Below are 25,595 nucleotides of genomic sequence, written 5' to 3' on the forward strand. Positions count from 1 at the left end.
GCCGCGACAGGGGCCGGCGCCGCGGGTGCAGGGGCTGCAGGGGCTGCAGCGGCGGCTGCCGGGGCGGGCGCCGGCGCAGCGGCGGCGCCTGCTTCCAGGATCACGACCAGCGTGCCCTCGGCGACCTTGTCGCCGACGACAACCTTGATTTCCTTGACCACGCCGGCAACCGGGCTCGGCACATCCATCGTGGCCTTGTCCGATTCCAGCGTCAGCAGGGTGGCTTCGGCCTCGACCGAATCACCCGGTTTGACAGCCACCTCGATCACCGGCACGTCCTTGAAGTCGCCGATGTCGGGAACCTTCACTTCGATGAGTTGGCTCATGTGCGTTCCTCTGTGGGAGGCAATCCCCGCGGCGCAAACGCGCCGGTGCAGCAGGCCGCATCCAGGCGGCCCACTGCGCGGGGTTTGCGATCAGACGGTGATGGGGTTCGGCTTGTTGATGTCGATGCCGTACTTGGCAATCGCCTGCGCCACCTTTTCGCGATCGATCGTGCCTTCGTCGGCCAGAGCCTTGAGGGCAGCAACCGTGACCCAGCGACGATCCACTTCGAAGTGGTTGCGCAGAGCTTCGCGGGTATCGGAGCGGCCGTAACCATCGGTGCCGAGCGTGACGTAGCGACGCGGCACGTAGGGGCGGATCTGCTCGCTGAACAGCTTGACGTAGTCGGTCGCGGCGATCACCGGGCCGGTCGTGTCCTTCAGCAGGGTCTCGACATGCGACACACGCGGCGTTTCGAGCGGGTGCAGCAGGTTCCAGCGGGTGACGTCGATACCGTCGCGCGCCAGCTCGTTGAAGCTCGGGCAGCCCCAGATGTCGGACTCGACACCCCAGTCTTCGCGCAGCAGGTCCGCCGCAGCGATGACTTCGCGGAAGATCGTGCCGGAACCGAGCAGCTGAACGCGCGGCTGCTTGGCCTTGCCCTTCGCGCCTTCACGGAACTTGTACATCCCCTTGAGGATGTTCGCTTCCGCGCCCTCGGGCATCGCCGGATGCTCGTAGTTCTCGTTCATCACGGTGATGTAGTAGTACACATCTTCCTGCTCACCGTACATGCGGCGCAGGCCGTCCTGAACGATCACCGCCAACTCGTACGAGAAGGTCGGGTCGTAGGTGACACAGTTGGGCACCAGGTTCGCGAGAATCTGCGAGTGGCCATCTTCGTGTTGCAGGCCTTCACCGTTCAGCGTGGTACGGCCGGCGGTGCCGCCGATCAGGAAGCCGCGGGCGCGCGAGTCGCCCGCCGCCCAGCACAGATCCATCACGCGCTGGTGGCCGAACATCGAGTAGTAGATGTAGACCGGGATCATCGGCACGTTGTGCACCGAGTACGAGGTCGCCGCGGCGATCCACGAGCTCATTGCACCGGCTTCGTTGATGCCCTCCTGAAGGATCTGCCCTTCGCGGCTCTCCTTGTAGAACATCAGCTGGTCGTGATCCTGCGGCACGTACTTCTGGCCGAACTGGTTCCAGATGCCGAACTGACGGAACATGCCTTCCATACCGAAGGTGCGGGACTCATCCGGCACGATCGGCACGACGTGGCGGCCGATGTTCTTGTCCTTGAGCATCGTGTTGAGGATGCGGACAAACGCCATCGTGGTCGAGAACTCGCGGCCTTCGCCGGACGCCTTCAGCTGCGCATCGAACGCACTCAGCGCCGGCACTTGCAGCGTATCGCCCTTGACGCGACGGCTCGGCAGATAACCGCCGAGATCCATGCGGCGCTGGCGCATGTAGGTCAGCTCGGGCGAGCCTTCCTCGAATTTCACCAGCGGCATCTCGTCGACCTTGTCGTCCGGCACCGGGATTTCGAAGCGGTCACGGAAACGCAGCAGCGATTCGTGATTCATCTTCTTTTGCTGGTGGGTGATGTTCTGCGCTTCACCCGAAGAGCCCATGCCAAAGCCCTTGATGGTCTTGGCGAGGATCAGCGTCGGCTGACCCTTGTGCTCGGTGGCGGCCTTGTAGGCTGCAAACACCTTGAAGATATCGTGGCCGCCGCGGTTCAGGCGCCAGATGTCGTCGTCGGTCCAGTCGGCGACCAGCGCCTTGAGTTCCGGTGTGTTGAAGAAGTGCTCGCGAACGTAGGCACCGTCCTTCGACTTGAAGGTCTGGTATTCGCCGTCCACCGCTTCCATCATGCGCTTCTTCAGGATGCCCGCCTTGTCACGCTGCAGCAGCGTGTCCCAGTGCGTGCCCCAGATGACCTTGATGACGTTCCAGCCGGCGCCGCGGAATTCGGCTTCCAGTTCCTGGATGATCTTGGCGTTGCCGCGCACCGGGCCGTCGAGACGCTGCAGGTTGCAGTTCACGACGAAGACCAGATTGTCGAGCTGTTCGCGGCCGGCCACGCCGATCGCGCCCATCGAATCGACCTCGTCCATCTCGCCGTCGCCGAGGAAGGCCCAGACCTTGCGGCCTTCGGTCTTGGCGAGGCCGCGGTTGTCGAGGTACTTCATGAAGCGAGCCTGGTAGATCGCCTGCAGCGGGCCGAGGCCCATCGACACGGTCGGGAACTGCCAGAAATCCGGCATCAGCCAGGGGTGCGGGTAGGACGACACGCCCTTGCCCGAGGTTTCCTGGCGGAAGTTGTCGAGTTGCTCGTCGGTCAGGCGACCGAGCATGTGCGCACGAGCGTAGACGCCCGGGATCGAGTGCCCCTGGAAGAAGATCAGGTCGCCACCGTCCGGGTTGGAAGGCGACTTCCAGAACCAGTTGAAGCCCACGTCATACAGCGTCGCGGCGGACGCGTACGAGGCGATGTGACCGCCGACGTTGGTGTCCTTGTTCGCGCGCACCACCATCGCCATGGCGTTCCAGCGCAGGAAAGCCTGGATGCGGCTTTCGATCGTGGTGTCACCCGGGTATTTCGGCTGTTGTTCAGCCGGGATGGTGTTGATGTATGCAGTGTTGGCGCTGTACGGAATGTCGGCGCCATCTTCGCGCGCCGCTTCGATCAGGCGCTCGATCAGGTAATGGGCGCGCTCAGGTCCTTCCTGGGCCAGCACGCCGGCGAGCGCTTCAAGCCACTCCTTCGTCTCCTGCGCGTCGATGTCGGACTGCAGCAGCACGTTGGGCAAAGAGGCCATCGGTGCGATCTCCTTCCTCGTTTGATTCGGGCAATCAAAAAACCCGCCGCCTCGGTGGGCGGCGGTTGCGTATCCAGTCCTGCGGCAGTCCATCGTGGGCGCGCGCAGTTCTAGCTTAATCCGTGGCTGAAGCAGCGGCCAGCGGGAAATCGGCGTTACTTTTCAGAAGATAAAACAGCTTACCGCATCGTGCAATAGAAAATTGCTCAAACAGGCAACGCCCGAGATTCAAACGGGCGTTTGCAAACCATTGATGCAACGCAACATTTTCGGCGCCGCGCGATCGAACAGGCCGCTTGGCATGCCATTCGAGCGCTTCAGAGGAAAGGCCATCGCGGCCAAGAAAGAGACATCCGCCTTCACGGCGGCAGCGTCAACGACTGGCCGCCCGTTTGCGATCGTCGTCGTAGGCGAACACGACCTGCCCGCGGCGCACTTCAGCCAGATAGGCCATGCGACTCGTCTTGATGGCCTCATGATCGCTGACCGAGAACGGCCGTTGATAGGTCATCAGCACGCCGTCCACCGGGTCATGCAGATCCTCCAGCGCCTCGCGGATCTTCGGGCCTTCGGTGGTGCCGGCCTGGCGGATCGCCGCGACCAGCAGACGCAGCGCGTCGTAGCCCTGCGCCGCGGCTGACGGCGACAACATCCGGTCGGAACCGGCCACCTTCTGCCAGGCCTCGCGGAAAGCCTGCGCGCGCGGATGCGGGTCTTCGACCAGGTAAGTCTGCGGCATCCGCGCGCCTTCCGCGTTGGGCCCGGCACTGTCAATGAAGGTGGACATTGATAGTGTCCAGCTGCCGATCATGGGTACCTTCCAGCCCAGCTTGGCAGTGGCGTTCGCGATACGGGCAAGTTCCGGACCGATACCGTAGGTCAGGATCGCCTCGGCCCCGGCGCGTTTGGCGCGCAACACGGGCGCCGAGAGATCCACGTCACCCGGGTTGTAGCGCTCGACCGCCACCGGACGCAGGCCGCGTTTTTCCAGCGCGCGCTCGAGATCATTGCGCCCAAGCTGCCCATAGTTGGTTGCGTCGTGCAGGATCGCCACCCGCGTGAAGTGCCGCCGCTCAACCGCCTCGTCCACGATCATCGCGGCCTGCAAGGCATCCGCGCAGGAGAGGCGGAAGATGTAGTTGTCGGCATACGCGGGCGGCAGAAACTGGCGGGTGATCAGCGAGCCGGTCGCCACCGCGGTGATCACCGGAATCCGGGCCGACTGGTAGTAACGCTGGCTCGCCAAGGCGACCCCGGTGTTCACGATGCCCACCATCGCGACCACCTTATCCTGCCCGATCAGCTGCTGCGCGACCGCAACGCCGCGTTCGTTGCGCGCCTCGTCATCACGCTCGACCAATTCCAGCGGCCGCCCCAGCACGCCACCGGCGGCGTTGATCTCGGCCGCCGCGATGCGGATGCCATCGCGCATCGACAGCCCCATCGGGCTCGATCCGCCTGTGAATGGGCCGGACACACCGATCCGGATGGAATCCGCCGCCCAGCAAGGCGACAGAAGCAGGCATAACGCGAAAACACGCAGCACGGATGCGATCAAGAGCGCTCTCCTCCGCTATTCTTCTGTCTCTGCAGCGCCGTGAGGGGGAAACCCCTATCGCCGACGGCAGGCGAACCCGGACAATGCCCCCCGGCGCCCAGATTCCAAGATGAACATTCTGCCCCGTTCCGGCAAGGAAGGCGCAAGTCGCCTCGAACTCTTCACCACCGCCCCCTACGTGGCCGTGGTGGTGTTCGCACTCGCCATGCTCACCATCGTCTGGATGCTGCAGACACAGGAAGAGCTTGTCGAGCGCAACGCACTGGGGCGCGACGTGCAGTGGGCCGAGCGCACGATGCGCACACATTTCGTCGCCAACGAGGACTTCCTCAACGAGCTGACGCGCGACATCGCCTCCGGCACGGTGGATGCCGACACCTTCCAGCTGCGCACCAACCAGTACCTGGCGAACAACCCGGAGCTGCTGAACGTCGTCTGGATCGACGCCAGCGGCAAAGTGCGCTGGACGGCCCCCTTCGACACCACCGACTGGCTGCCGGGCGATGCGATGACGCCGGAGCAAGGCCAGGTCGCCCGCCATGCACGCGAGATCGGCCGTGCTGCCTACGGCCAGCCCTACCGTGGCGCCAGCGGCAGCGCGCTGGTGGAAGTATTCATCCCGGTGCAACGCGGGCGCTCGCCATGGGGCATGGTCGCCGCGGTGTATTCGGTCGATGGCCTGCTGCACCACCTGGTGCCTTCGTGGTTCTCCGACAAGTACCGCCTCGTGCTCACCGACGGCAACGGCGAACCACTCGCGAGCAACGCCACCTCGACCAACGCGACCGATTCGTCGCTGTCGTCGCTGATCGTGTTCGATCCGCCCGGCAATGGTCTCGCGCTGCGCGCGACGGCGTTCCGCGGGGAGGCCGAGCTGCCCAGCGCGCTACCGGTGTCGCTGATCATCGGCCTCTCAGTGCTGGTGTTCTGGAGCCTCTGGGCGCAGCGCGGCCACATGCTGCGGCGGATCAAGGTGGAGAAGGAACGCGACCGCATCTTCAACCTGTCGCTCGACGTGCTGTGCACGATGACGCTGGACGGCCACTACCGGCGCCTCAACCCGGCCTTCGAGCGCATCCTCGGCTATGCCGCCGACGACATGGTCGGCCGCCAGCTGCTGGAGTTGGTGCACCCGGACGATCTCGACAGCGCGCGCGAACAGATGCGGTTGCTGGCCGAAGGGCGCCCCGCCACCTTCGAGGCGCGCATGAAGTGCGCGGACGATCGTTACAAGTGGCTGGTGTGGAGCGCCAACCCGGTGCCCGGCGAACGTGTGATCTACGCAGTGGCGCACAACGTCACTGACCGCAAGGCCGCCGAAGATGCGTGGCGCGCCGAATCGGCCTTCCGCAAAGCGATGGAAGAATCAGTGCTGACCGGCCTGCGCGCGACCGACATGAAGGGCCGCATCATTTATGTGAACCGCGCCTTCTGCCAGCTTACCGGCTATTCGGAAGAAGAACTGGTCGGCATCGAGGAGCCCTTCCCCTACTGGCCCGAGGACGAAATTGACCAGCAGCGTCAGCACCTGATCCAGTCGCTGTCCGGCGAAGCGCCGGCCGACGGCTTCGAGCTGCGCATCCGCCGCAAGGACGGCAGCTATGGATACTCGCGCCTGATGGTGTCGCCGCTGGTGGATGCCGCAGGCGAGCAGACCGGCTGGATGGCCGCGATGAGCGACATCACCGAATCCAAGCGCATCCAGGCCGAACTCGGCGCGGCGCACGAGCGCTTCGTGGCGGTGCTGGACGGGCTCGATACCGCGGTGTTCGTCGCCGACGTGCAGAGCGATGCAATCCTCTACGCCAACCGCGCCTTCCTTGCCGACTTCGGCCTCGACGCGATCGGCCGCACCACGCACAGCCTGGCCCTGCCGCAACCCGAGCTGGGCGACTATCCGGTCGACCCGCGCCGCCTGACCGCCGCACAACTGCCGCGCGAACTCTTCGACGGCGAACTGCAGCACCCGATCTCGGCCCGCTGGTTCCATGTGCGCGAACGTGCGACACGCTGGGTCGACGGCCGCGTCGTGCGCATGGCGGTCGCCACCGACATTACCGACCGCAAGACGGTGGAAGAACTCAACCGCCAGCAGGAAGAGCGGTTGCAGCGCACCTCGCGCCTGATCACGATGGGCGAGATGGCCTCCACGCTCGCACACGAACTGAACCAGCCGCTCTCGGCGATCGCCAACTACAGCTCGGGCTGCGTGAACCGGCTGCAGAGCGGGCGCTACAAGCCCGAAGAACTGCTGGTGGCCATGCAGAAGGCGGCGCACCAGGCGGACCGCGCCGGCAAGATCATCCGCCGCATCCGTGACTTCGTACGCAAGAGCGAGCCACAGCGCGGCGCAGTGCGACTCTCCGACATCGTCGAAGATGCGCTCGGCTTTGCCGAGATCGACGCCCGCAAGCATGGCGCGCGCATCGACAACCGCATCACGCCTGATCTGCCGCCGATCTTTGCCGACCGCATCATGATCGAGCAGGTGGTGCTGAACCTCGTCAAGAACGGCATCGAATCGATGAAGGACAGCGAGGAAGACCGCCGTGTGCTGACCGTGACCGCGCGCGTCGCCGAACACACGATCGAGGTGTCGGTACTGGACCACGGCCACGGCATCAGCGCGGAAGACCGCGAAAAGCTCTTCAACGCCTTCTACACCACCAAGAGCGACGGCATGGGCATGGGCCTGAACATCTGCCGCTCGATCATCGAATTCCACAACGGACGTCTTTGGGTCGACAACAACCCCGAAGGCGGCTCGATCTTCCGATTCACCCTCCCGACGGAGAAAGCCCTTGAACAACTCGTCGAACCTGCCTGAACAGACCGTCCATATCGTTGACGACGACGAGGCGCTGCGCGACTCGCTGATCTGGCTGCTCGAATCCGAAGGCTACACGGTCGCCACCTACGCCTCGGCCGAAGACTTCCTCGCGGCCTGGAGCCCCACGCTCACCGGCTGCCTGCTGCTGGATGTGCGCATGCCCGGCATGAGCGGCCTGGAGCTATACGAAAAGCTGGTGGCCCAGCACTCCACGCTGCCGGTGATCTTCATCACCGGCCACGGCGATGTGCCGATGGCGGTATCCGCACTCAAGAAAGGCGCCGTCGACTTCATCGAAAAGCCCTTCAACGACCAGGACATGCTGCGCCTGATCGGGCAGTGCCTCGAAGCCGAGCGCAGCCAGCGCACGCAACGCCGCCAGGACGCCGAAACCGCGCGCCGACTCGACCAGCTCACCACGCGCGAGCGCGAGGTGCTGGATCTCATTGTCGCCGGCCGCCTCAACAAGCAGATCGCCGACGACCTGGGCATCAGCATCAAGACAGTCGAGGTACACCGTGCCCGCGTGATGGAGAAGATGGGCGTCTCATCGCTCGCTGAACTGGTGCAAATGGTGATGAGCGCCGACGCCCCGCGGCGCTGACCGAGAGCCCTTTCCGCCGGACAAGCTGCTGTCCGGCTCGGACAAGGGGCTTTGACGCACCTCCTCTTAAGCTGGCGTCAGCTTGATTGGAGGTCGTCATGAACAGCATTTCGTCAGTTTCGTACAGCAGCAACCCGTACTCGCAGACCCAGCAGAAGCCGGTCGCGCGCAGCGTCACCGTCGAATCCGGTTCGCCGGAATCGCTGATGATGAGCACGGCGGTCATGCAGCGCGAGCTGGCCGAGAAGGGCGTCAGCAACCAGAACGTCAACACGCTCAACGAACTGTCGAGCCAGGCTGTCAGCACGCAGATGATGATCCAGACGGCGCAAACCTATGTGGCGTCGGCGAACAGCGCGAGCAGCAGCAACCAGGCATCTTCATCGACTTCGGTCAGCGCAACCATCGTCGTCGCTCCGGACGAACTCGAGCGCGGGTACGACACCAGCGCACCGCGCCCTACCCCCTACTACCAGGACATGGCGTCACGTGTCGCGGAGGCCTACAACCCGACGATGTCGAAACAGCCGGCGTCACGGGTTAACGCCTTCGCCTGACAAGGATTGAGCCGTAGCGGGACGCTTGCCCCGCTCGCGAATCACCCACCATCAAAGCGGCCGGCGTGCTGCGGCACAAAGCGCTCGCCGCCCCGACAACGCGGTGGTAAACTGCCCGGTTTTCCTGAATATTCCGGGACTTAGCCCATGACCGCCCGCATTCTCGATGGCAAGGCAATCGCCGAACAGGTCCGCGAAGACATCGCCCTGAAGGCAGCCCAACTCACCGCGCAAGGCACCCAGCCCTGCCTCGCCGTGATCCTCGTCGGCTCGGACCCCGCCTCGGCGGTGTACGTCCGCAACAAGGTCGCCGCCTGCGAGAAAGCCGGTTTCCGCTCGCTGAAGTTCGAATATGCGGCTGACGCGCAGCCCGAAACGGTGCTGGCGAAGATCGCCGAACTCAATGCCGACGCGAGCGTGCACGGCATCCTGGTGCAACTGCCCCTGCCCAAGCAATTCGATGAAGAGGCCGTGCTCGAAGCAATCGACCCGGCCAAGGATGTCGACGGCTTCCATGCCGAGAACTTCGGCATGCTGCTGCAGGGCCGCGAGAGCTTCTACCCCTGCACCCCGTGGGGCGTGATGAAGATGCTGGAAGTCGGCGGCGTTCAGGTGCAGGGCGCCGACGCCGTCGTGATCGGCCGCAGCAACATCGTCGGCAAGCCGATGGCAGTGATGCTGCTCTCCGCCGGCGCCACGGTCACCGTGTGCCATTCCAAGACCAAGGATCTCGCCGGCCATGTGAAGCGCGCCGACATCGTCGTCGCCGCGGTGGGCCGCCCGAACTTCGTCACCGGCGACATGCTCAAGCCCGGCGCGGTAGTCATCGACGTCGGCATCAATCGCCTGCCCTCGGGCAAGCTCTGCGGCGACGTCGACTTCGAATCCGCCAGCCAGGTCGCCTCGCTGATCACGCCGGTGCCCGGCGGCGTCGGCCCGATGACGATCACGATGCTGCTCGGCAACACCCTGCTTGCCGCACAACGCGCGGCCGCCAAGGCCTGAACACCCGCCCCCGCGGACATGTGGATGAGGCGTGACCACGCACGCCCATCCGCGATCTTGCTTCTCTGGACGAAAAAATGAACGAACAACCCGTTGTCGGCATCGTGATGGGCTCCAACTCGGATTGGCCAACGATGCAGGCCGCCGCCCGCATCCTCAAGGAATTCGGCGTGCCTTTCGAAGCGCGCGTCGTCTCCGCCCACCGCACGCCGGACCTGATGTTCGAATATGCCGAAGCGGCGCGCGACCGCGGCCTGCAGGTAATCATCGCGGGCGCTGGCGGTGCAGCCCATCTTCCGGGCATGCTGGCCGCCAAGACCACGGTGCCGGTGCTCGGCGTGCCGGTGCAAAGCAAGGCGCTCTCGGGCGTCGATTCGCTGCACTCGATCGTGCAGATGCCCAAGGGCATCCCGGTCGCCACCTTCGCGATCGGCGAAGCGGGTGCGGCCAACGCCGGCCTCTTCGCGGTTGCGATGCTGGCCAACGAGAACAGCCGCCTGCGGATCATGCTCGACGCCTTCCGCGCCAAGCAGACGCAGAGCGTGCTGGACATGAAACTCGACGAAGTCTGAACTTCTCGCCGACGGACTGAGCAGATGAGCGCAATCCTCCCGCCCGCCACCCTGGGCATGCTTGGCGGTGGCCAGCTCGGCCGCTTCTTTGTGCTGGCCGCCCATGAAATGGGCTACAAGGTCTGGGTGCTCGACCCGGATCCCAACAGCCCGGCCGGCGTCGCCGCCGATCGCCACCTGAAAGCGGCTTTCGACGACTACGCCGCGCTGGATCAACTGGCCGCCGGCTGCGCGGCGATCACCACCGAGTTCGAGAACGTGCCGGCCGGCACCCTCGACTACCTCGCCAAGTTCGTGCCGGTGCGCCCCTCGGCGGATGCCGTTGCGATCTGCCAGAACCGCGTCGCCGAGAAGACCTTTCTCGCGAACAACTGCATCCCGCACGCCCCCTTCGCGCCGATCAATACGGAAGCCGATGTGCGCAACGCGCCGTCCGCGCTTTTCCCCGGTATCCTGAAGGTCGCCCGCTTCGGCTACGACGGCAAGGGCCAGGCGCGCGTCGCCAACCACGACGAAGCGCTCGCCGCCTTCCAGGCCTTCAAGGGCGAAGCCTGCGTGCTGGAGCAGATGCTCAAGCTCGACTACGAAGTGTCGGTGGTGCTTGCCCGCGACGAGCACGGCAAGGTGAAGTGCTTCCCGACCGCCGAAAATGCGCACGCACGCGGGATCCTCGATGTATCCATCGCACCGGCGCGCGCCTCCGGCTGCCAGCGCGATACCGCTGAAGAACTGGCTGAGCGCATCGCCGAGAAGCTCGACTACATCGGCACCATGGCGGTCGAGTTCTTCGTTTCGCGCGGCGAGCTGTATGTAAACGAGATGGCGCCGCGCCCGCACAACAGCGGCCACTACACGATCGACGCCTGCGTCACCGATCAGTTCGAACAGCAGGTGCGCGCGCTGGTCGGCCTGCCGCTGGGTGACGCTCGCGCGCACAGCGCCGCGGTGATGGTGAACCTGCTCGGCGACATCTGGTACGACCCGACCCAGCCCGGCCCGGATTCGCACGGCCACTACCGCGAGCCGGACTGGTCGCAGCTGCTCGCGATCCCGAACCTGAAGCTGCACCTGTACGGCAAGCACCACGCCCGCCCGGGCCGCAAGATGGGCCACTTCACGGTGATCGACGCTGATCCGGCCAAGGCAATCGAGACCGCGATGGCGGCGCGCAAAGCCATCGGCATTCAGGACGAGTAAGCGCCCAGCGCACTGACGCCCGCAGATGATCCAGAACCCGACACCCGAATCGCTCGCCCGCGCCGCGGCCCTGCTACGCGCGGGCGAACTCGTCGCGCTGCCGACCGAGACGGTGTACGGGCTGGGTGCGGATGCCGCCAATCCACAGGCGGCGGCGAAGATCTTTGCCGCCAAGGGGCGCCCAGCCGACCACCCGCTGATCGTGCACCTGGCCGACGCCGAAGCACTGACCGATTGGGCGCGCGAGATTCCGAAGGAAGCAATCGCGCTCGCCCGCGCCTTCTGGCCCGGCCCGCTGACGCTGATCCTGAAGAAGGAAGCGGATGTGCCAGACGTGGTCACCGGCGGACAGGACACCGTCGGCCTGCGCGTGCCGGATCACCCGGTTGCGCTCGCGTTGCTGCGCGCCTTCGGCGGCGGTATCGCGGCGCCCTCGGCCAACCGCTTCGGCCGCATCAGCCCGACCACTGCTCAGCATGTGTTCGACGAACTGGGCGAAAGCGTCGCAATGATCCTCGACGGCGGCGCCTGCAACGTCGGCATCGAATCGACGATCCTCGACCTCTCGCGTCTGAGCGAAGCCGGACCGGTGATCCTGCGCCCGGGTGCGATCGGCCCGGATGCAATCGCCGCCGTGATCGGCCGCCGCCCGGCGATGCGCGCGCCGGCCGCGGCGCACACCGGCGATGCGCCGCGCGTTTCAGGCTCACTCGCCGCGCACTACGCGCCGCGCACGCCACTCGCGCTCGTCGCAAGCGAAGCCCTGGAATCCGCGCTCGCCAGTGCCGGCCCCGAGGCGGCCGTGATCGCGCGCCGAACCGCGAGCACGCTGGCGCACCGCGTTTGGATCCAGGCGCCGGCGAGCGCCGCCGGCTTCGCGCACGACCTCTACGCCAACCTGCGCGCGCTCGACGCGCTCGGCGCCAGCCAGATCCTCGTCGAAGCGCCGCCCGCGGAAGCCGGCTGGGAAGCGGTGCTCGACCGGCTGGGCCGCGCCGCGGTCGGCTCTGGCGAAGACGACGAAACCTGAGCCCCCGCCGTGCGCGTGTTCCGTCTGCCGTGCTGGCTGCTGATCGGGCTCGCCGCACGCGCCAGCGCCGGCGAAACCCGTGAATCCCCTGCGGCACCCGATAGCGAACCGGCCAGGATCGTCGTAACCGGCACGCGCGACGCCCAAGCCGCTCGGCGCGATGCCGCCACAGCCAAGGTCATCATTGGTCGCGAGGAAATCGAGAAGTATGGCGAGGCGACGGTCGGTGATCTGCTGCGGCGATTGCCGGGTGTAACCGTCAGTGGCGCGCCGGGTTCGCCGGGCGAAGTGAAGATGCGCGGGCTGAGCGGCGCCTACACGCAAATTCTGGTTGATGGCGAACGGATCGGCGGGCACGGGCGTAACCGCGCCGGCCCGATCGACCTGATTCCGGCCGAGATGATCGAACGCATCGAGATTGTGCGCGGCGGCGTCGCCGAATTCAGCGCACAGGCGGTGGCCGGCACCATCAACATCGTGCTGCGCGATGATGCAGGGCGCGCACAGACACGACTGCGCCCGGGCCTGTCGGAAGTCGACGGCCATGTGTCGCCGCAAATCGGGCTGCAGAACACCGGCCGCAGCGGCGGCTTGTCGTGGCTGTTTTCGGCCAACGCCAACCAGCGCGACCAGATTGCCGACCAGATGCGGCATAGCCTGGATTACGACGACAGCGGAGCGCTGGAGACCGAGGCGCTGACGCACCGCGAGGTGACACAGCGCACCCGCGACGCCAGCCTCGCCCCGCGCCTTACTTGGCGGCTCGACCGCACGAACCAGCTGAGCCTGCAACTCTTCGCCACCCACACCGAGAGCGAAGCGCACGGCGATGAACACACGCAAGCCCTGTTCGGCACACCCAAGGCGGCCACTGCCCATGAAGACAGCAGCCGCGAGCGGGATCTGTGGCGACTCGGCGGCGGCTGGCGCCTGCGTTGGAACGACGGCGACACACTGAACCTGCGCCTCGGCCTGAACGGCAACCGCGAACGCAGCGCCACACTGCGCAACGAGTATGACGCAGCCGGCAGCACCAGCAGCATCAGCGACACTCAGACGACGGTGCGGGAACAAGGCAGCAGCGCGTCGCTGCGTTGGGCTGCAGCCGAGGGCGCGACCCACACGCCGGCAATCGGCGCGGAATGGACCGACAACCGCCGCAGCGAACGGGCGGCCACGCTGGAGACCGGCGCAGCAGCAATCTCGTCCAATGACAATCTCGAACAGCGAGAGCTGAATGCCGCGGCCTACGTGCAGGATGAATGGCGCCCGTTCGAGACGACGACACTCACCGGTGGCCTGCGTCGCGAAGTGCTGCATACCCACACGCAGGACAGCGCCGGGGCGCCGCTGGTCGCACGCTACGGCCTCTGGGCGCCGTCGCTGCAACTGGCGCAAAAGTTCGGTGAAGCCGGGGCTACGGTGTTGCGCAGCAGCCTCGCGCGCACCTTCCGCGCGCCGCGCCTGGACGATCTCTCTGGGCTGACGGTGCGCGCACCCGACAACAGCCTGACGCGGCCGGATCGCAGCGGTGACCCCGAATTGCGACCTGAAACCGCATGGGGTTTCGAGCTGGCGCTAGAGCGCTACTTCGATGCGCACAGCATGGCCTCGGCCAACCTGTTCACCCGCCGCATCACCGATCTGATCCGCCGCGAGCTGACGCTGGGCGCCGATGGCCGCTGGGTATCACGCCCGGTCAACGAGGGGCAGGCGCAGGTCCGCGGTGCGGAGCTGGAATGGAAGCTGAACCTCACGAGCTGGCTTCCGGCCGGGCCCGTACTGCAGATCAACGGCAACTACACACACACGCAAACACGCGACGACGCCGGCAACAAGCTGGAAGACACGCCCGACCAGATCGCCAACCTCGGTTTTGAATGGCAGCCCGCCGGACCGGGGTGGAAACTCGGCGGCAACGTTAACTGGGCGCACAGCTACACCGTGCGGCTCTCCGACCAGCAGACGCGCAGCGTGGGGGACAAGACGGTGTACGACGCCTACGTAAGTTGGGCGATGACGCGCGACGCCCTGCTGCGCCTGAGTGGCTCCAACCTGGGCGGCTGGGGTAGCAGCAGCCGGACCACCGCGGAAACCGGCGGGCAGCCGGTGGCCGATGAGCGCATCAAGGTCGCCGGCCTGCCTACCTGGCAACTGGCACTCGAACTCAAGTTCTAGGCCCGCTTCCCAGTCGCCAAACCGCGCGCGACCGAGAAGCGGGCCAAGCACAACTGCCCGACGCGTCAGCCCGCCAGCGAGCCGGCCTGGGCCTCGAAGCTGCCGTCACGGAATTCGCGCAACGTCGCCTCGATCTCTTCGCGGGTGTTCATCACGAAGGGGCCGTACTGCACGATCGGCTCGCCAAGCGGCTTACCCGCAACAATGATCAATCGTGCATCGCGGCAAGCCTGCACCACAACGCCCTCCGCATCCGGGTCGTTCGCGAGGATCGCCATGCGCCGCTCGCCCACCCCGTCCTGGTCACCACCGAGCGCCACTTCACCGCGATAGACATAGACGAAGGCGTTGTGCCCTGCCGGAATGCGTTGCTCGAAGCGGCTACCTGCCGGCAGATGCACGTCCAGATACAGCGGCTCGGTATCCGGCCGCTGCATCGCACCGGCCACGCCATGGCTTTCCCCCGCGATCACGCGCACCGTGGCGCCCCCCGCGTCGACGAACTCAGGGATTGCCGCGCCCGGAATGTCGCGGTACCACGGCGCATCCATCTTGTGCGCGCCCGGCAGGTTCAACCACAGCTGGAAACCTTCCATGCGGCCTTCATTCTGCTCCGGCATTTCGGAGTGGATCACGCCGCGCGCAGCGCTCATCCACTGCACCCCGCCATCCTCGACCAGGCCTTCATGGCCGGCGCTATCGCGATGACGCATGCGGCCGGTGAGCATGTAGGTGATGGTCTCGAACCCGCGGTGCGGATGCGGCGGAAAACCGGCGATGTAGTCGGAGGCCGATTCACTGCCGAAGGCGTCCAGCATCAGGAAGGGATCGAGCCGGCGCTGCAGCGGCTGCGTCAGCACACGGGTCAGCTTGACCCCGGCGCCGTCGGAGGTCGGCACGCCGGTGACAAGGCGCTCGACCTTGCGGGAGCGGGTCAGCGTGATGGTTTCAGGCGCGTTCATGATAATTCCTTTCGTTGCGGGGCCGGACCGCCCGAGGGCAGCCGGCCGCCGATACCCCTAGCGCTCAGACCAGCGCTTCGATTTCGCGTTCAGCTTCCGCGAATGCCTTGACGGCAGCCTCCGCGCCCATCGCCAAACCTTCGGCAAACACCGGGCGCACGTCGGTCATGCCAAGGAAACCCAGCACCGTGCGCAAGTAAGGTAGCAGCGTATCCATCGGCGTATCACGGTAGATGCCACCGCGGGTCAGCGCAAGGTAGACCGTCTTGCCCTTGACCAGCCCCTCGGGGCCGTTGGCGGTGTAACGGAAGGTCACGCCGGCACGGGCAATTGCGTCAATCCAGTGCTTGGCCTGCGCCGGCACGCCCAGGTTGTACATCGGCACACCCAACACCAGCACGTCGGCGGCCTGCAGTTCGGCGATCAGTGCGTCGCTCGCGGCCACGATCTCGTTCTGCGCCGCGGTACGGGCGTCGGCCGGCGTGAACAGCGCGCCAAGGATCGTTTCGTCGATCGCGGGCAAGGGATTCGCTGCGAGGTCGCGCACCGTTACGTTCGCGCCGGCATGCTTGGCCAGCAGGCTCTCGGTGATGCGGTTGGCGAGGCGGGTCGATTCCGATGCGTTGCGTTTGGCGCTGGTATTGATCTGCAGGATGTTCATGTGAGTCTCCGTTCGGTTGGGCGCCGAGCCGGGAGGGCTGCAAGCGCTGTGGTGTGGAGAGACTTTATTGCGGACCAATCTGCACCAGAAGCCCTTAAAACGCACAACATCGTTCCACCAGTGCAACAATAGCGGCTGCTTTTCTGGATTGGAGCCCCGATGCAACCGGACGCCAACGACCTGCTGCTGTTCGCCCGCGTCGCCGAGAGCGGCAGTTTCAGCCGCGCGGCGGAACGGGTCGGCCTGCCCAAGTCCACCGTATCGCGCCGGATTGCCGCGCTCGAAGCGAACCTGGGCGAACGCGTGCTGACCCGGACCACCCGCCGCCTGACGCTGACCGACTTCGGCCAGGGTCTGCTCGAGCACGCCAACCGCTTGGCGGAGGAAGTGGATGCCGCTGCGGCGCTCGCCGAACACAGGCAGAGCGAACCAAGTGGCCGTCTGCGCGTTTCGATGCCGGCTGATTTCGCGGCAACCGTGCTCGCCGACATGCTGGTGGACTTCGCAGAGCGCTATCCGGCGGTCACCCTTGAACTGGACCTGTCGCCGCGGCGGGTGGACCTGGTCGGCGAGAACTTCGATCTGGCCGTGCGCATGGGCGATTTGCCCGACGACGCGACACTGGTCGCCCGCCGTCTGGCGGATGTGCGGCCGGGCCTGTTCGCGTCGCCGCGCTATCTGGCGGCGCACGGCACACCGTCCGAGCCGCCGGCACTGCTGGACCACCGCGCCGTGCACTTGCTGAGCCGCGACGGCGATCCGGCGATCTGGCGGCTGCGTCGTGGCAACGAGCGTTGGGAAGGCAACCCGCCAGGGCGCCTGATCGCGAACTCGATGGGCCTGATGATTGGCTTTGCCCTGCGCGACGCGGGCATTGCGCTCGTGCCGCAGGACTTCGTCGCCGCGCACGTCGCGCGTGGCGAGCTGTCGCGGGTGCTGCCCGACTGGGCTGCCCCGCCGGTCACCGCGTGGGCGGTCATGCCGAGCCGGCGCTGGGTGCCCGCCAAGACTCGGGCGTTCGTGGACCGCCTGACCGAAACCCTGGCGCGGTGCGACCGCAGGCCCATCCCCTGAGATTGGCAAACGCAAAGAAGAACGCCCCGACGATGCGGGGCGTTTCTTTGCAGCTGGCGGCTCAGGCTTACTTGATCGCCTTGAGCACCATCACTTCCTGCGTGCCCATCTGCAATTCGAGTTTCGCGGCTTCGCCCTTCTTGACCTTCTTCGGTGCCACCTTGAGCTGGCCACCGGCCGGGAAGACCGTTTGCCACTTGCTGGCATCGAAGCCGGCGGGCAGATCGAGCTTGCCGTCGCGGTAGGCGTAGTTGAGCAGCACCAGCATCCGGGTGCCTTCGTACTCACGCTCGAAAGCAAAGATCTGCTCGTCCTGCGCCGAGATGGGCTTGAAGCTGCCGACCGACAGGGCCGGTTCATTGTCGCGAAGCCCGATCAGGGCGCGGTACCAGTTGAGCAGCGACGTCGGGTTCGCGTCTTCCGCCGCGACGTTGTTGGTCTTCCAGTTCTGCACCAGCGGGCGGAAGGCCGAGTCGGAGTTGGTGAAGCCACCAAAGGGCTGGTTCGCATCCCAGGCCATCGGGCCACGGATCTTCTGGTCGTCGTGGTAGCTCTCGTCCGACAGGCCAAGGCCGATTTCTTCGCCGTAGTAGATGAAGGGCATGCCTGGCAGCGTCAGCAAGGTGGCCGCGGCCATCTTGTAGCTCTTCACATCGCCGTTGAACTGGCGCCACGGGCGCGCACCGGCAAACCAGTCGTGGTTCGACAGGATCGTGCCCATGCGTGCGACCGGGAAGGTCTGCAGCGTGTAGAGCAGATCGGGCATCACGCGGCCCATCTTGACGCTATGCACGATGTGCTTCTGCAGGCCGAACGCAAACGCGCTGCCGCACGAGTTCTCGCCGGCAAACGGCACCGGGTCGCTCGGTGCTTCACACACCATGTAGCGCTTGCCGTACTGGTCCAGCAGCTGACGGACCTTGTTCATCAGCACATGGTTTTCCGGCTGGTTGTCCCATGCGATCGAGCCGTTTTCGTACAGCACGCCAACCGCATCAAAGCGGAAGCCATCCACGCCGCGGTTGAGCCAGAAGCGCAGGTTGTTCATGTGGAAATCGACCACCTCCTGCTTGCGCAGGTTGAAGTCAGGCATGCCGGCATCGAAGGCAGCGTAGTAGTACCAATCGCCCATCTCGCGCCACGGGTCGCCCGAGAAGGTCGTCCAGCCTTCGGGGTGCGGCTGCGCCCAGACATACCAGTCGCGGTAGGGCGACTTGACCTTCATGGAGGCGTCGAACAGCTTGTGGTCGGCCGAGCTGTGGTTCATCACATAGTCGACGATGATGCCGATGCCGCGCTTGTGCGCCTCGGCGATCAGGTTGTCGAAGTCGGCCAGCGTGCCGTAGTCGGGCTCGATCTCGCGGTAATTCTCGACCGCATAGCCGTGGTCATGGTCGCTGCTGCGGAAGATCGGCATCAGCCAGATGCCGGTGATGCCGACCGACTTGAGGTAGTCCAGCCGACTCGTGAGGCCCTTGAGGTCACCGATGCCGTCGCCGTTGCTGTCCTGGTAGGCGCGCACGAGGATCTCGGTAAACACACCCTTTTTGTACCAGTCGGGAGCGAGGCCGCTATCGACCGGCGCAAACGGCACCGCGCCGACATCGGAGAATCCATCCACCGTGGCGGGTACCGCCACGGCTGCAGGCGCCTTGGCCGCGGGGGCGGCGGGCGTTTCGGCACAAACCGGCCAGGCGGCCAGCCCGGCCAGGGCCAGGCAAGACGCCAGAATCCGTCGCTTCAGCTCACTTCGCATGCTGATCCACCTCTTATAAAAATTGTTTCGGCGCCCATAAGACGCAGTGGAAGATTCTAGGGTGCATTGGCACGCCGGCACCCAACCAATTTTGCTGTTTGCGACAAATTCAAAGTTACCTCCGGCTCGGGCAGAATGGCGGGTCTCGCTTTCACGCCTCGCGCTGATTCCAACTCATGGAACTGGATGTCCTGATCGTCGGCGCCGGCCTCGCTGGCGGTAGCCTCGCCTGCGCCCTGGCCGGCAGCCCGCTGCGCGTCGGCATGCTCGAAGCCCGTCCGCCTCGTCGCGCCGATGGCTGGGACGCACGCGTCTACGCCGTCAGCCCGACGAACGTCGACTTCCTCACGCGCATCCGTGCCTGGCAGCATCTTGACCCAAGCCGCATCAACCGCGTCGAAGCGATGCAGGTGTTCGGCGATCGCGGCGGCGCGCTGAACTTCTCGGCCTACGACGCCGGCCTCGATGCGCTGGCCTGGATTCTGGAAGCTTCGCCGTTGGCCGTTGAGCTGTGGGAAACGCTGCGCCGCCAACCCAATCTGAGCCTGCTGTGCCCCGCGCGCCCCAACGCACTGGACGTCGACGACGACGCGGCAACCGTGACGCTCGACGACGGGCGTCGCATCCGTGCCCGCCTCGTTGTGGCGGCCGATGGCGCCGACTCGTGGGTACGCGGTGCCGCGGGCCTGCCGGTGCACACCACCCCTTACGGCGAACTCGGCGTCGTGGCCAACTTCAAATGCGAAGGTGCACATCACGACACCGCCTTCCAGTGGTTTCGCGAAGACGGCATCCTCGCGTGGTTGCCGCTGCCCGAGAACCGGATCTCGATTGTGTGGTCCACCCCGGAGGCACACGCGCGGGAATTGCTGTCGCTGGCGCCCGATGAGTTCTGCACACGGGTGGCTGCGGCAGGCGGGAACCGGCTTGGCAAGCTGGAACTCGTGACCCCGCCTGCGGGCTTTCCGCTTCGGCTGATGCAGGTTCCGCGGGTCGTCGCACCGCGCGTTGCGTTGATTGGCGACGCAGCGCACGCGATCCACCCGCTCTCAGGGCACGGCATCAACTTGGGCTTTCAGGACGCCCGCGTACTGGCCGATCTGCTCAACGGGCTGCCCGCACACCGCGATTGCGGCGAGCTGACAACCCTGCGCCGCTATGCCCGGGCGCGTAACGAGGAAGTGCGGCTGATGCAGGGAGTCACCCACGCCTTGAACCGCCTCTTCCGCCCCCGCAACCCGCTGCTGGCCGCCTTACGCAACGGCGGCATGCAAGTAACCAACCGACTGCCGGTCGTGCGCAGCGCCCTCGTGCGCTACGCGGCTGGCCTGATCTGACCTTCGGAGTTTTTGATGAAGCATCTCGTCGCCGCCACGGCGCTGTTCGCCACCCTCACCGCCCCCGCCTTTGGCGGCGAGGCGGAAATCCGCAAGGCGGTTAACGATTTCATCGGCCAGGAGGCGATCCAGTCCGTCACCCGGACGACCTACGGCGGCCTCTATGAAGTGGTGCTGGAAACCGGCGAGATGGTCTACACCGACGAGCAGGGCAGCTTCTTCATCGACGGCCAGTTGGTTGACCTGAAGCGTCGCACCAACATCACGGCCGAGCGCCAGGCGGTGCTCAACAAGGTGAATATCGGCGACCTGCCGCTCGACCAGGCGGTGAAAACGGTGCGCGGCAATGGCAAGCGCACGCTGGTGACTTTCGAGGATCCCAACTGCGGCTATTGCAAGCGTTTCGTAGCCGAAGCGCAGCAGCTCAAGGACGTGACGATCTACACCTTCCTGTACCCGATCCTTTCGCCAGATTCGGCCGAAAAGTCCAAAGCGATCTGGTGCAGCAAGGATCGCTCGGCAACGTGGCAGGGCTGGATGATCGACGGCAAGCTGGCCAAGGCGGCCGACTGCAGCAACCCGATCGAAAAGAACGTCGCGCTGGGTCGCAAGCTGCGCATCAACGGCACGCCGACGATGTTCCTCGCCGATGGTTCGCGCCTTGGCGGCTTCATGCCGCGCGCGAAACTCGAAGAGGCGATTGCGCAAGCCGAGAAGAACAAGCCGGCCAAGGGCAAGTAAGGGCGTGGGGCAAAATGGCCCTGCCCTCAAGATTTCCGTCCCCCGTCCGTAGTCGAGCTATGGGCCCCACTTGTGGCCCCGACGAGGATGTTCATGGGCACCACGCCCACGCCTGACATCGCGAAACCAGCGCCATCGGATCTCTCCAAGGTCCGATGGTGGCGGTCGTCCGGCATCCGCCTGACACTGGCCAGCCTCGCAATCCTGCTGGTGTTCGCGCTCGCGCTGGGGTTCAACTCGAGCCGGCTGATTCGCGCCGCGCTTGACCGCGACCTGCGCCAGCAAACAGCACAGATGTCGCGCCTGATCAACTTGACGATCGCCCCCTACGCCGGAGAGGGGCGGCTTGAGTTGCTGCAGGATTACCTGCGCGAACTGCTGGCCGAATCCGATAGTGAATCCGGCCTGACCTATCTCGTCGTAATCGGCCCCAAGGGCGAAGCGATCGTCAGTGCCGGACATGTGCCACGCGCCCCCTTGCCCGCAGCAACCGCCGACATCGAGCGCGCGGTTCAAGAAGGCGTGATGCATGTGCGTCAGCCGATCCTGCTCGCCGCCAACGAAGTGGGCACCCTGCAGTACGGCCTCGGGGTTGGTGGCTTCAAGCAACTCGTGAACGGATTGTTGCGCGACGGCCTACTGATCCTGACCTTGAGCTTCGTACTCGCCGCCGCCTTTTTCGGGCTGACCGGCTTCCGGCTGTCACGCCGGCTCAGCCGCCTTGTGCGCGCAGCGCAGGCGATTGCCGGCGGGGATTACAGCCGCCATGTGAATGAGCGCGGGCGCGACGAGTACGCGCAGCTTGCTGCATCGTTCAATACGATGGCCGGCGCCATTGATGAACGCATCGATGCACTCGAGCGTTCGCAGCGCGAGGTGCGCGAACTCAACGAGACACTTGAGCAACGCGTCGCCAGCCGCACCCAGGAACTGGCCGAGCGGAATGCCGAACTCTCCGAGACGATCGAAACCCTCAACCACACTCGGCAACGCCTGGTACGTACCGAAAAGCTCGCCGGCCTCGGCAAGGTGGTGGTCGGTGTCGCGCACGAGCTGAACACCCCGATCGGCAACGCCAAGGTGCTGGCCTCGGCCCTGGAAGACCGCACCGGGCAGATGCGGCATGCGCTTGACAGCGGTATCCGTCGATCCGAGCTCAGCGACTACCTTGAAGCCACTGAAGAGAGTGCGCGGCAACTGGTCGGCAACCTTGAGCGCGCCGCCGCGCTGGTCGTGCGCTTCCGCGATACCGCAGCTGACCGCCGGGAAGGCGAGCGCCGCCGCTTCGATGTCGCCGAGTTGCTGCGCGACTGCGCAGTGTTGGCGCGGATCCGCGCCGAGCGCCAGGACGTTCAAACAGAGGTTCGCGTCGCCGGCCCGATCGAAGTGGATAGCTATCCGGCGCTATGGGAGCGGATGCTGCTCAACTGCCTCGCCAACTGCTATCAGCATGCCTTTGCGGCCCGCGAAGGCGGCAACATCGTGATCACCGCCGACGCCGATGCCGTGCGGATGACGATCCGCATCCGCGACGACGGGGTGGGCATCTCCGGCGAGAACCTGGAGCGGATCTTCGACCCCTTCTTCACCACCGCCCTCGGGCAGGGCGGCAGCGGGCTCGGGCTGCACGCGGTCTACAACATCGTCACCGGCGTGCTGGATGGCGACGTGGCCGTGACGAGCGAGCCCGGTCACGGCACGACGCTCACCATCGAATTACCGCGCACTACGCCGGAGTAAGCGGCGCATCCGGCCTTGCCGATGCTGCTATCAGGCTAGGCCGGTGGCAGCCTCTGCTCGATCACGCTCGACAGCGGCAATCAGTTCGTCATCGCGACCGCGGTCTCGTTCCGGTACGCCATGGTGCAGCGCAGGCTGCGAGAGCGCGTGATCGGAGGGCGAGCGTTCATCGACCCGATGAACCATCTCACGATAGAAGAAAGCTGCAGCGCCGAACGGCATGATGGACCGCCTTGAGGGCATATGCCCACGGTAGAAGATGGTGCAAGCCTATGCCTCGCGGTGCATCCAACCTCTGACGGTAATCAACTGGCCCCGCTCCGGTGCATCCGCACACACGCGGCCCGGGTTTGGGCTGCCGGGCGCCCCAATGTGGGTCAAGCAGGGGAAACGACGAGGGTTCACCAGGAGGAAAAAAGGGGCGCCTCAGCGCCCCTTTCGATTCGCCCGCCGCGTCAGCGGCGCCGCATCTTGACGTGGTAGCAGGCCCAGAGCAGCGCGAGCCAGCACGGGATCGCCAGCACCGACGCACGCAGCGGCGGGATCATGTACATCCCGACGAGGATCGCCACCATGAAGGCAAGGCAGAGGTAGTTGCCGAATGGATGCCAGAGCGCCTTGAAGGCGGGTGTTACGCCCTCGCTCAGTTTGGCTGCGCGGAACTTCAAATGCGCCAGCGAGATCATCGCCCAATTGATGACCAGCGCGGCAACCACCAGCGCCATCAGCATCTCCAGCGCTTTGGCCGGAATCACGTAGTTCACCACCACGCACAGGCCTGTCACCAGCGCCGACAGCCCGATCGCGAGCATCGGCACGCCTCGATCATCCACCTTCATCAGTGCGCGCGGCGCATTGCCCTGGTCCGCCAAGCCGTAGAGCATGCGGCTGTTGCAGTACACGCAGCTGTTGTACACAGACAGCGCGGCGGTCAGTACGACGAAGTTGAGGATGTTGGCGGCCACATCGCTGCCCAGCATCGAGAACACCATCACGAACGGGCTGCCGCCATACTCGTCACCCGCCTCGGCGTGTTGGGCCAGGGTCGCGACCAGCGTATCCCAGGGTGTCAGCGACAGCAGTACCGCCAGCGCGCCGATGTAGAAGATCAGGATGCGATAGATCACCTGATTGATCGCCTTCGGGATCGTCTTGCCCGGGTCGCTCGCTTCCGCAGCCGTGATGCCGACGAGTTCCAGCCCGCCGAACGAGAACATGATGATCGGCAGCATGATCGCCAATCCGGACCAGCCGTTCGGGAAGAAGCCACCGCGCTCCCACAGGTTGCGAACCGTGGCATCCGGGCCCGCATGGCCAGAGAGCAGCAGATAGGCCCCCAGCACGATCATGCCGATCACCGCCACCACCTTGATGAGCGCGAACCAGAACTCGGTCTCACCGTAGGCCTTCACGCTGGCGAGGTTAACCAGGTTGATGATCACGAAGAACGCGGCCGCGGTGGCCCACATCGGAATCCAGGGCCACCAGTACTGCACGTACTTACCCACAGCCGTCAGCTCGGACATGCCGACCAGGATGTACAGCACCCAGTAGTTCCAGCCCGACATGAAGCCCGGCAGATCGCCCCAGTATTTGTATGCAAAGTGGCTGAAGGAGCCGGCAACGGGCTCCTCAACGATCATCTCGCCAAGCTGGCGCATGATCAGGAAGGCAATGAAGCCGCCGATGGCATAGCCCAGCAGCATCGACGGGCCGGCGGATTTCATGACGCCGGCAGACCCAAGAAAGAGGCCGGTGCCGATCGCGCCGCCGAGCGCGATAAGCTGGATGTGGCGATTCTTCAAGCCACGCTTGAGCTCGCCTTCATGGAGCGGGTGGTGATCCATTCGTTTTCTGGTCGTGATGGAGAAAGTGCAACGTTCTCATATCTCACACAACACCGCTTTGGCGTTTGATCCACGCCGTGCTCGCTGCGTAAAACGGCGCCACGGCCATCGCCCCGCGCTGCTTGCTGACATAAAAAACCCACGGCAAACCGTGGGTCTCTTTTCCAGCGTCGGAGGCGCAAACGTCCTTCGCGCCTCCGGGGCGCGCTATTGAAGTCCGATGAACTAGTCCGTCTGCACTAAATAAACGACCCGCGCCAGTCTGTCGGATATTGGCCTGCCTTACCGAAACCGACAGACCGCGAGCAAGAACGTCCGTCGAAGCGGGGCTCGAAGGCACGCACGCACAACGCGTCGCCGCAGCGCAGAAGGAGCGCCTGCATATCCCCATTAACGACGCCTAGAAGCGGCTTTACGCCGACTATCAGCACGCGGCAGGCGGCCAGCAGGAATTGGTTACTGAATCCCAATCAAGTTGCCACCGATGTATCTAAAGAGGACGCGACGGCCATCGTCGTCAAAGCCAGCAACAGTACGTTGCCAACGTAGAGACTTTATACGTGTCAATGCCCGCCAAGATCCGCGCGAGCGTCAAGGATCCAAACTGACGCGCCTCGCTGTTAGCGTTTGCACTCAACAGGGCCCCGCGCGTCCGCGCGCGATTCCTCATGCTTCAAGACCTAGCGCATCAGACCTTTGATGAGACCGAGACATGGGCTCGCTGGGTGTACGGATCCCGAGCGCGCTGGCATCCGAATGGCGGGGAGTTCATATTCGAGGGCGATTCCGATTGCGCGACCCGGGCCGCACACGCTGACGACATCGAGGCGCTCATTCAGGCGCACGCCAAA

At 65.3% G+C, this 25,595-nt stretch carries 20 protein-coding genes; 12 read left to right on the forward strand and 8 right to left on the reverse strand.

What is annotated here, in order from left to right; genetic code table 11:
* The 3 genes from HH302_RS15555 to HH302_RS15565 form a co-directional block, all read right to left on the reverse strand.
* Nucleotides 1-326, reverse strand: a 326-nt coding sequence (locus tag HH302_RS15555; RefSeq protein WP_305847229.1) for a biotin/lipoyl-containing protein, incomplete at its 3' end; no start/stop codon positions are given.
* A gap of 90 nt (nt 327-416) precedes the next feature.
* Nucleotides 417-3,095: a pyruvate dehydrogenase (acetyl-transferring), homodimeric type gene (gene aceE, locus HH302_RS15560; protein WP_172203166.1), complete on the reverse strand. Its 2,679-nt coding sequence runs from the start codon at nt 3,093-3,095 to the stop codon at nt 417-419.
* Between the two features lie 373 nt (nt 3,096-3,468).
* Nucleotides 3,469-4,641: an ABC transporter substrate-binding protein gene (locus HH302_RS15565; RefSeq protein WP_172203477.1), complete on the reverse strand. Its 1,173-nt coding sequence runs from the start codon at nt 4,639-4,641 to the stop codon at nt 3,469-3,471.
* Between the two features lie 121 nt (nt 4,642-4,762).
* Here HH302_RS15565 and HH302_RS15570 point away from each other — a divergent pair, with 121 nt between their 5' ends.
* From HH302_RS15570 to HH302_RS15605, 8 genes are all read left to right on the forward strand, one after another.
* Nucleotides 4,763-7,480 (forward strand): PAS domain S-box protein, encoded by a 2,718-nt coding sequence (locus tag HH302_RS15570; protein ID WP_172203167.1) that lies wholly within the window; start codon nt 4,763-4,765, stop codon nt 7,478-7,480.
* Nucleotides 7,455-8,087, forward strand: coding sequence for a response regulator transcription factor (locus HH302_RS15575; protein WP_172203168.1), 633 nt, complete (start codon nt 7,455-7,457; stop codon nt 8,085-8,087). Before HH302_RS15570 ends, HH302_RS15575 begins: the two co-directional genes overlap by 26 nt.
* 98 nt (nt 8,088-8,185) lie before the next feature.
* Entirely contained in the window at nt 8,186-8,644 is a 459-nt protein-coding gene (locus HH302_RS15580) for a hypothetical protein (protein WP_172203169.1), read from the forward strand.
* Nucleotides 8,645-8,791: 147 nt separating this feature from the next.
* Nucleotides 8,792-9,649: a bifunctional methylenetetrahydrofolate dehydrogenase/methenyltetrahydrofolate cyclohydrolase FolD gene (gene folD, locus HH302_RS15585; protein WP_172203170.1), complete on the forward strand. Its 858-nt coding sequence runs from the start codon at nt 8,792-8,794 to the stop codon at nt 9,647-9,649.
* 77 nt (nt 9,650-9,726) lie between these two features.
* On the forward strand, nt 9,727-10,221 hold the full coding sequence (gene purE / locus HH302_RS15590; protein ID WP_172203171.1) for a 5-(carboxyamino)imidazole ribonucleotide mutase: 495 nt from the start codon (nt 9,727-9,729) through the stop codon (nt 10,219-10,221).
* 24 nt (nt 10,222-10,245) lie between these two features.
* A complete protein-coding gene (locus HH302_RS15595; RefSeq protein ID WP_172203172.1) occupies nt 10,246-11,418 on the forward strand; it encodes a 5-(carboxyamino)imidazole ribonucleotide synthase in 1,173 nt (390 codons plus the stop codon).
* Between the two features lie 25 nt (nt 11,419-11,443).
* Entirely contained in the window at nt 11,444-12,448 is a 1,005-nt protein-coding gene (locus tag HH302_RS15600) for an L-threonylcarbamoyladenylate synthase (RefSeq protein ID WP_172203173.1), read from the forward strand.
* 9 nt (nt 12,449-12,457) lie between these two features.
* Nucleotides 12,458-14,626 (forward strand): TonB-dependent receptor, encoded by a 2,169-nt coding sequence (locus HH302_RS15605; RefSeq protein ID WP_172203174.1) that lies wholly within the window; start codon nt 12,458-12,460, stop codon nt 14,624-14,626.
* 65 nt (nt 14,627-14,691) lie between these two features.
* On the opposite strand, the gene HH302_RS15610 is transcribed toward HH302_RS15605, so the two are convergent.
* Nucleotides 14,692-15,588 (reverse strand): pirin family protein, encoded by an 897-nt coding sequence (locus HH302_RS15610; RefSeq protein WP_172203175.1) that lies wholly within the window; start codon nt 15,586-15,588, stop codon nt 14,692-14,694.
* 64 nt (nt 15,589-15,652) lie between these two features.
* Entirely contained in the window at nt 15,653-16,249 is a 597-nt protein-coding gene (locus tag HH302_RS15615; protein WP_172203176.1) for an FMN-dependent NADH-azoreductase, read from the reverse strand.
* A 159-nt stretch (nt 16,250-16,408) separates the two neighbouring features.
* Here HH302_RS15615 and HH302_RS15620 point away from each other — a divergent pair, with 159 nt between their 5' ends.
* Entirely contained in the window at nt 16,409-17,323 is a 915-nt protein-coding gene (locus HH302_RS15620) for a LysR family transcriptional regulator (RefSeq protein WP_172203177.1), read from the forward strand.
* A gap of 67 nt (nt 17,324-17,390) precedes the next feature.
* On the opposite strand, the gene HH302_RS15625 is transcribed toward HH302_RS15620, so the two are convergent.
* Nucleotides 17,391-19,079, reverse strand: coding sequence for an alpha-amylase family glycosyl hydrolase (locus tag HH302_RS15625; RefSeq protein WP_172203178.1), 1,689 nt, complete (start codon nt 19,077-19,079; stop codon nt 17,391-17,393).
* Nucleotides 19,080-19,255: 176 nt separating this feature from the next.
* Here HH302_RS15625 and HH302_RS15630 point away from each other — a divergent pair, with 176 nt between their 5' ends.
* The 3 genes from HH302_RS15630 to HH302_RS15640 all read left to right on the forward strand — a co-directional run bounded on the left by HH302_RS15630 (nt 19,256) and on the right by HH302_RS15640 (nt 22,897).
* Complete coding sequence (locus HH302_RS15630) at nt 19,256-20,416, forward strand: UbiH/UbiF family hydroxylase (protein WP_172203179.1); 1,161 nt, start codon at nt 19,256-19,258, stop codon at nt 20,414-20,416.
* A gap of 15 nt (nt 20,417-20,431) precedes the next feature.
* Nucleotides 20,432-21,157, forward strand: a complete 726-nt coding sequence (locus HH302_RS15635) for a DsbC family protein (protein ID WP_172203180.1) — start codon at nt 20,432-20,434, stop codon at nt 21,155-21,157.
* A 93-nt stretch (nt 21,158-21,250) separates the two neighbouring features.
* Nucleotides 21,251-22,897 carry a sensor histidine kinase gene (locus tag HH302_RS15640; protein ID WP_172203181.1) on the forward strand — a complete coding sequence of 549 codons (1,647 nt, stop codon included), beginning with the start codon at nt 21,251-21,253 and terminating at the stop codon, nt 22,895-22,897.
* Between the two features lie 30 nt (nt 22,898-22,927).
* Here the strand turns inward: HH302_RS15640 and HH302_RS15645 are convergent, their stop codons facing one another.
* Together HH302_RS15645 and HH302_RS15650 are read right to left on the reverse strand one after the other, a co-directional pair.
* Nucleotides 22,928-23,119 carry a hypothetical protein gene (locus HH302_RS15645; protein WP_172203182.1) on the reverse strand — a complete coding sequence of 64 codons (192 nt, stop codon included), beginning with the start codon at nt 23,117-23,119 and terminating at the stop codon, nt 22,928-22,930.
* Between the two features lie 233 nt (nt 23,120-23,352).
* A complete protein-coding gene (locus HH302_RS15650) occupies nt 23,353-24,744 on the reverse strand; it encodes an amino acid permease (RefSeq protein ID WP_172203183.1) in 1,392 nt (463 codons plus the stop codon).
* Nucleotides 24,745-25,595 lie beyond the last annotated feature (851 nt).

The organism is Niveibacterium sp. COAC-50, assembly GCF_013184235.1.
Taxonomy (GTDB): domain Bacteria; phylum Pseudomonadota; class Gammaproteobacteria; order Burkholderiales; family Rhodocyclaceae; genus Niveibacterium; species Niveibacterium microcysteis.

Coding starts and splice junctions, on each gene's coding strand:
- aceE (WP_172203166.1), bottom strand. CDS start 3,095: ATGGCCTCTTTGCCCAACGTGCTGCTGCAGTCCGACATCGACGCGCAG.
- HH302_RS15570 (WP_172203167.1), top strand. CDS start 4,763: ATGAACATTCTGCCCCGTTCCGGCAAGGAAGGCGCAAGTCGCCTCGAA.
- HH302_RS15580 (WP_172203169.1), top strand. CDS start 8,186: ATGAACAGCATTTCGTCAGTTTCGTACAGCAGCAACCCGTACTCGCAG.
- folD (WP_172203170.1), top strand. CDS start 8,792: ATGACCGCCCGCATTCTCGATGGCAAGGCAATCGCCGAACAGGTCCGC.
- purE (WP_172203171.1), top strand. CDS start 9,727: ATGAACGAACAACCCGTTGTCGGCATCGTGATGGGCTCCAACTCGGAT.
- HH302_RS15595 (WP_172203172.1), top strand. CDS start 10,246: ATGAGCGCAATCCTCCCGCCCGCCACCCTGGGCATGCTTGGCGGTGGC.
- HH302_RS15600 (WP_172203173.1), top strand. CDS start 11,444: ATGATCCAGAACCCGACACCCGAATCGCTCGCCCGCGCCGCGGCCCTG.
- HH302_RS15610 (WP_172203175.1), bottom strand. CDS start 15,588: ATGAACGCGCCTGAAACCATCACGCTGACCCGCTCCCGCAAGGTCGAG.
- HH302_RS15615 (WP_172203176.1), bottom strand. CDS start 16,249: ATGAACATCCTGCAGATCAATACCAGCGCCAAACGCAACGCATCGGAA.
- HH302_RS15620 (WP_172203177.1), top strand. CDS start 16,409: ATGCAACCGGACGCCAACGACCTGCTGCTGTTCGCCCGCGTCGCCGAG.
- HH302_RS15625 (WP_172203178.1), bottom strand. CDS start 19,079: ATGCGAAGTGAGCTGAAGCGACGGATTCTGGCGTCTTGCCTGGCCCTG.
- HH302_RS15630 (WP_172203179.1), top strand. CDS start 19,256: ATGGAACTGGATGTCCTGATCGTCGGCGCCGGCCTCGCTGGCGGTAGC.
- HH302_RS15635 (WP_172203180.1), top strand. CDS start 20,432: ATGAAGCATCTCGTCGCCGCCACGGCGCTGTTCGCCACCCTCACCGCC.
- HH302_RS15640 (WP_172203181.1), top strand. CDS start 21,251: ATGGGCACCACGCCCACGCCTGACATCGCGAAACCAGCGCCATCGGAT.
- HH302_RS15645 (WP_172203182.1), bottom strand. CDS start 23,119: ATGCCGTTCGGCGCTGCAGCTTTCTTCTATCGTGAGATGGTTCATCGG.
- HH302_RS15650 (WP_172203183.1), bottom strand. CDS start 24,744: ATGGATCACCACCCGCTCCATGAAGGCGAGCTCAAGCGTGGCTTGAAG.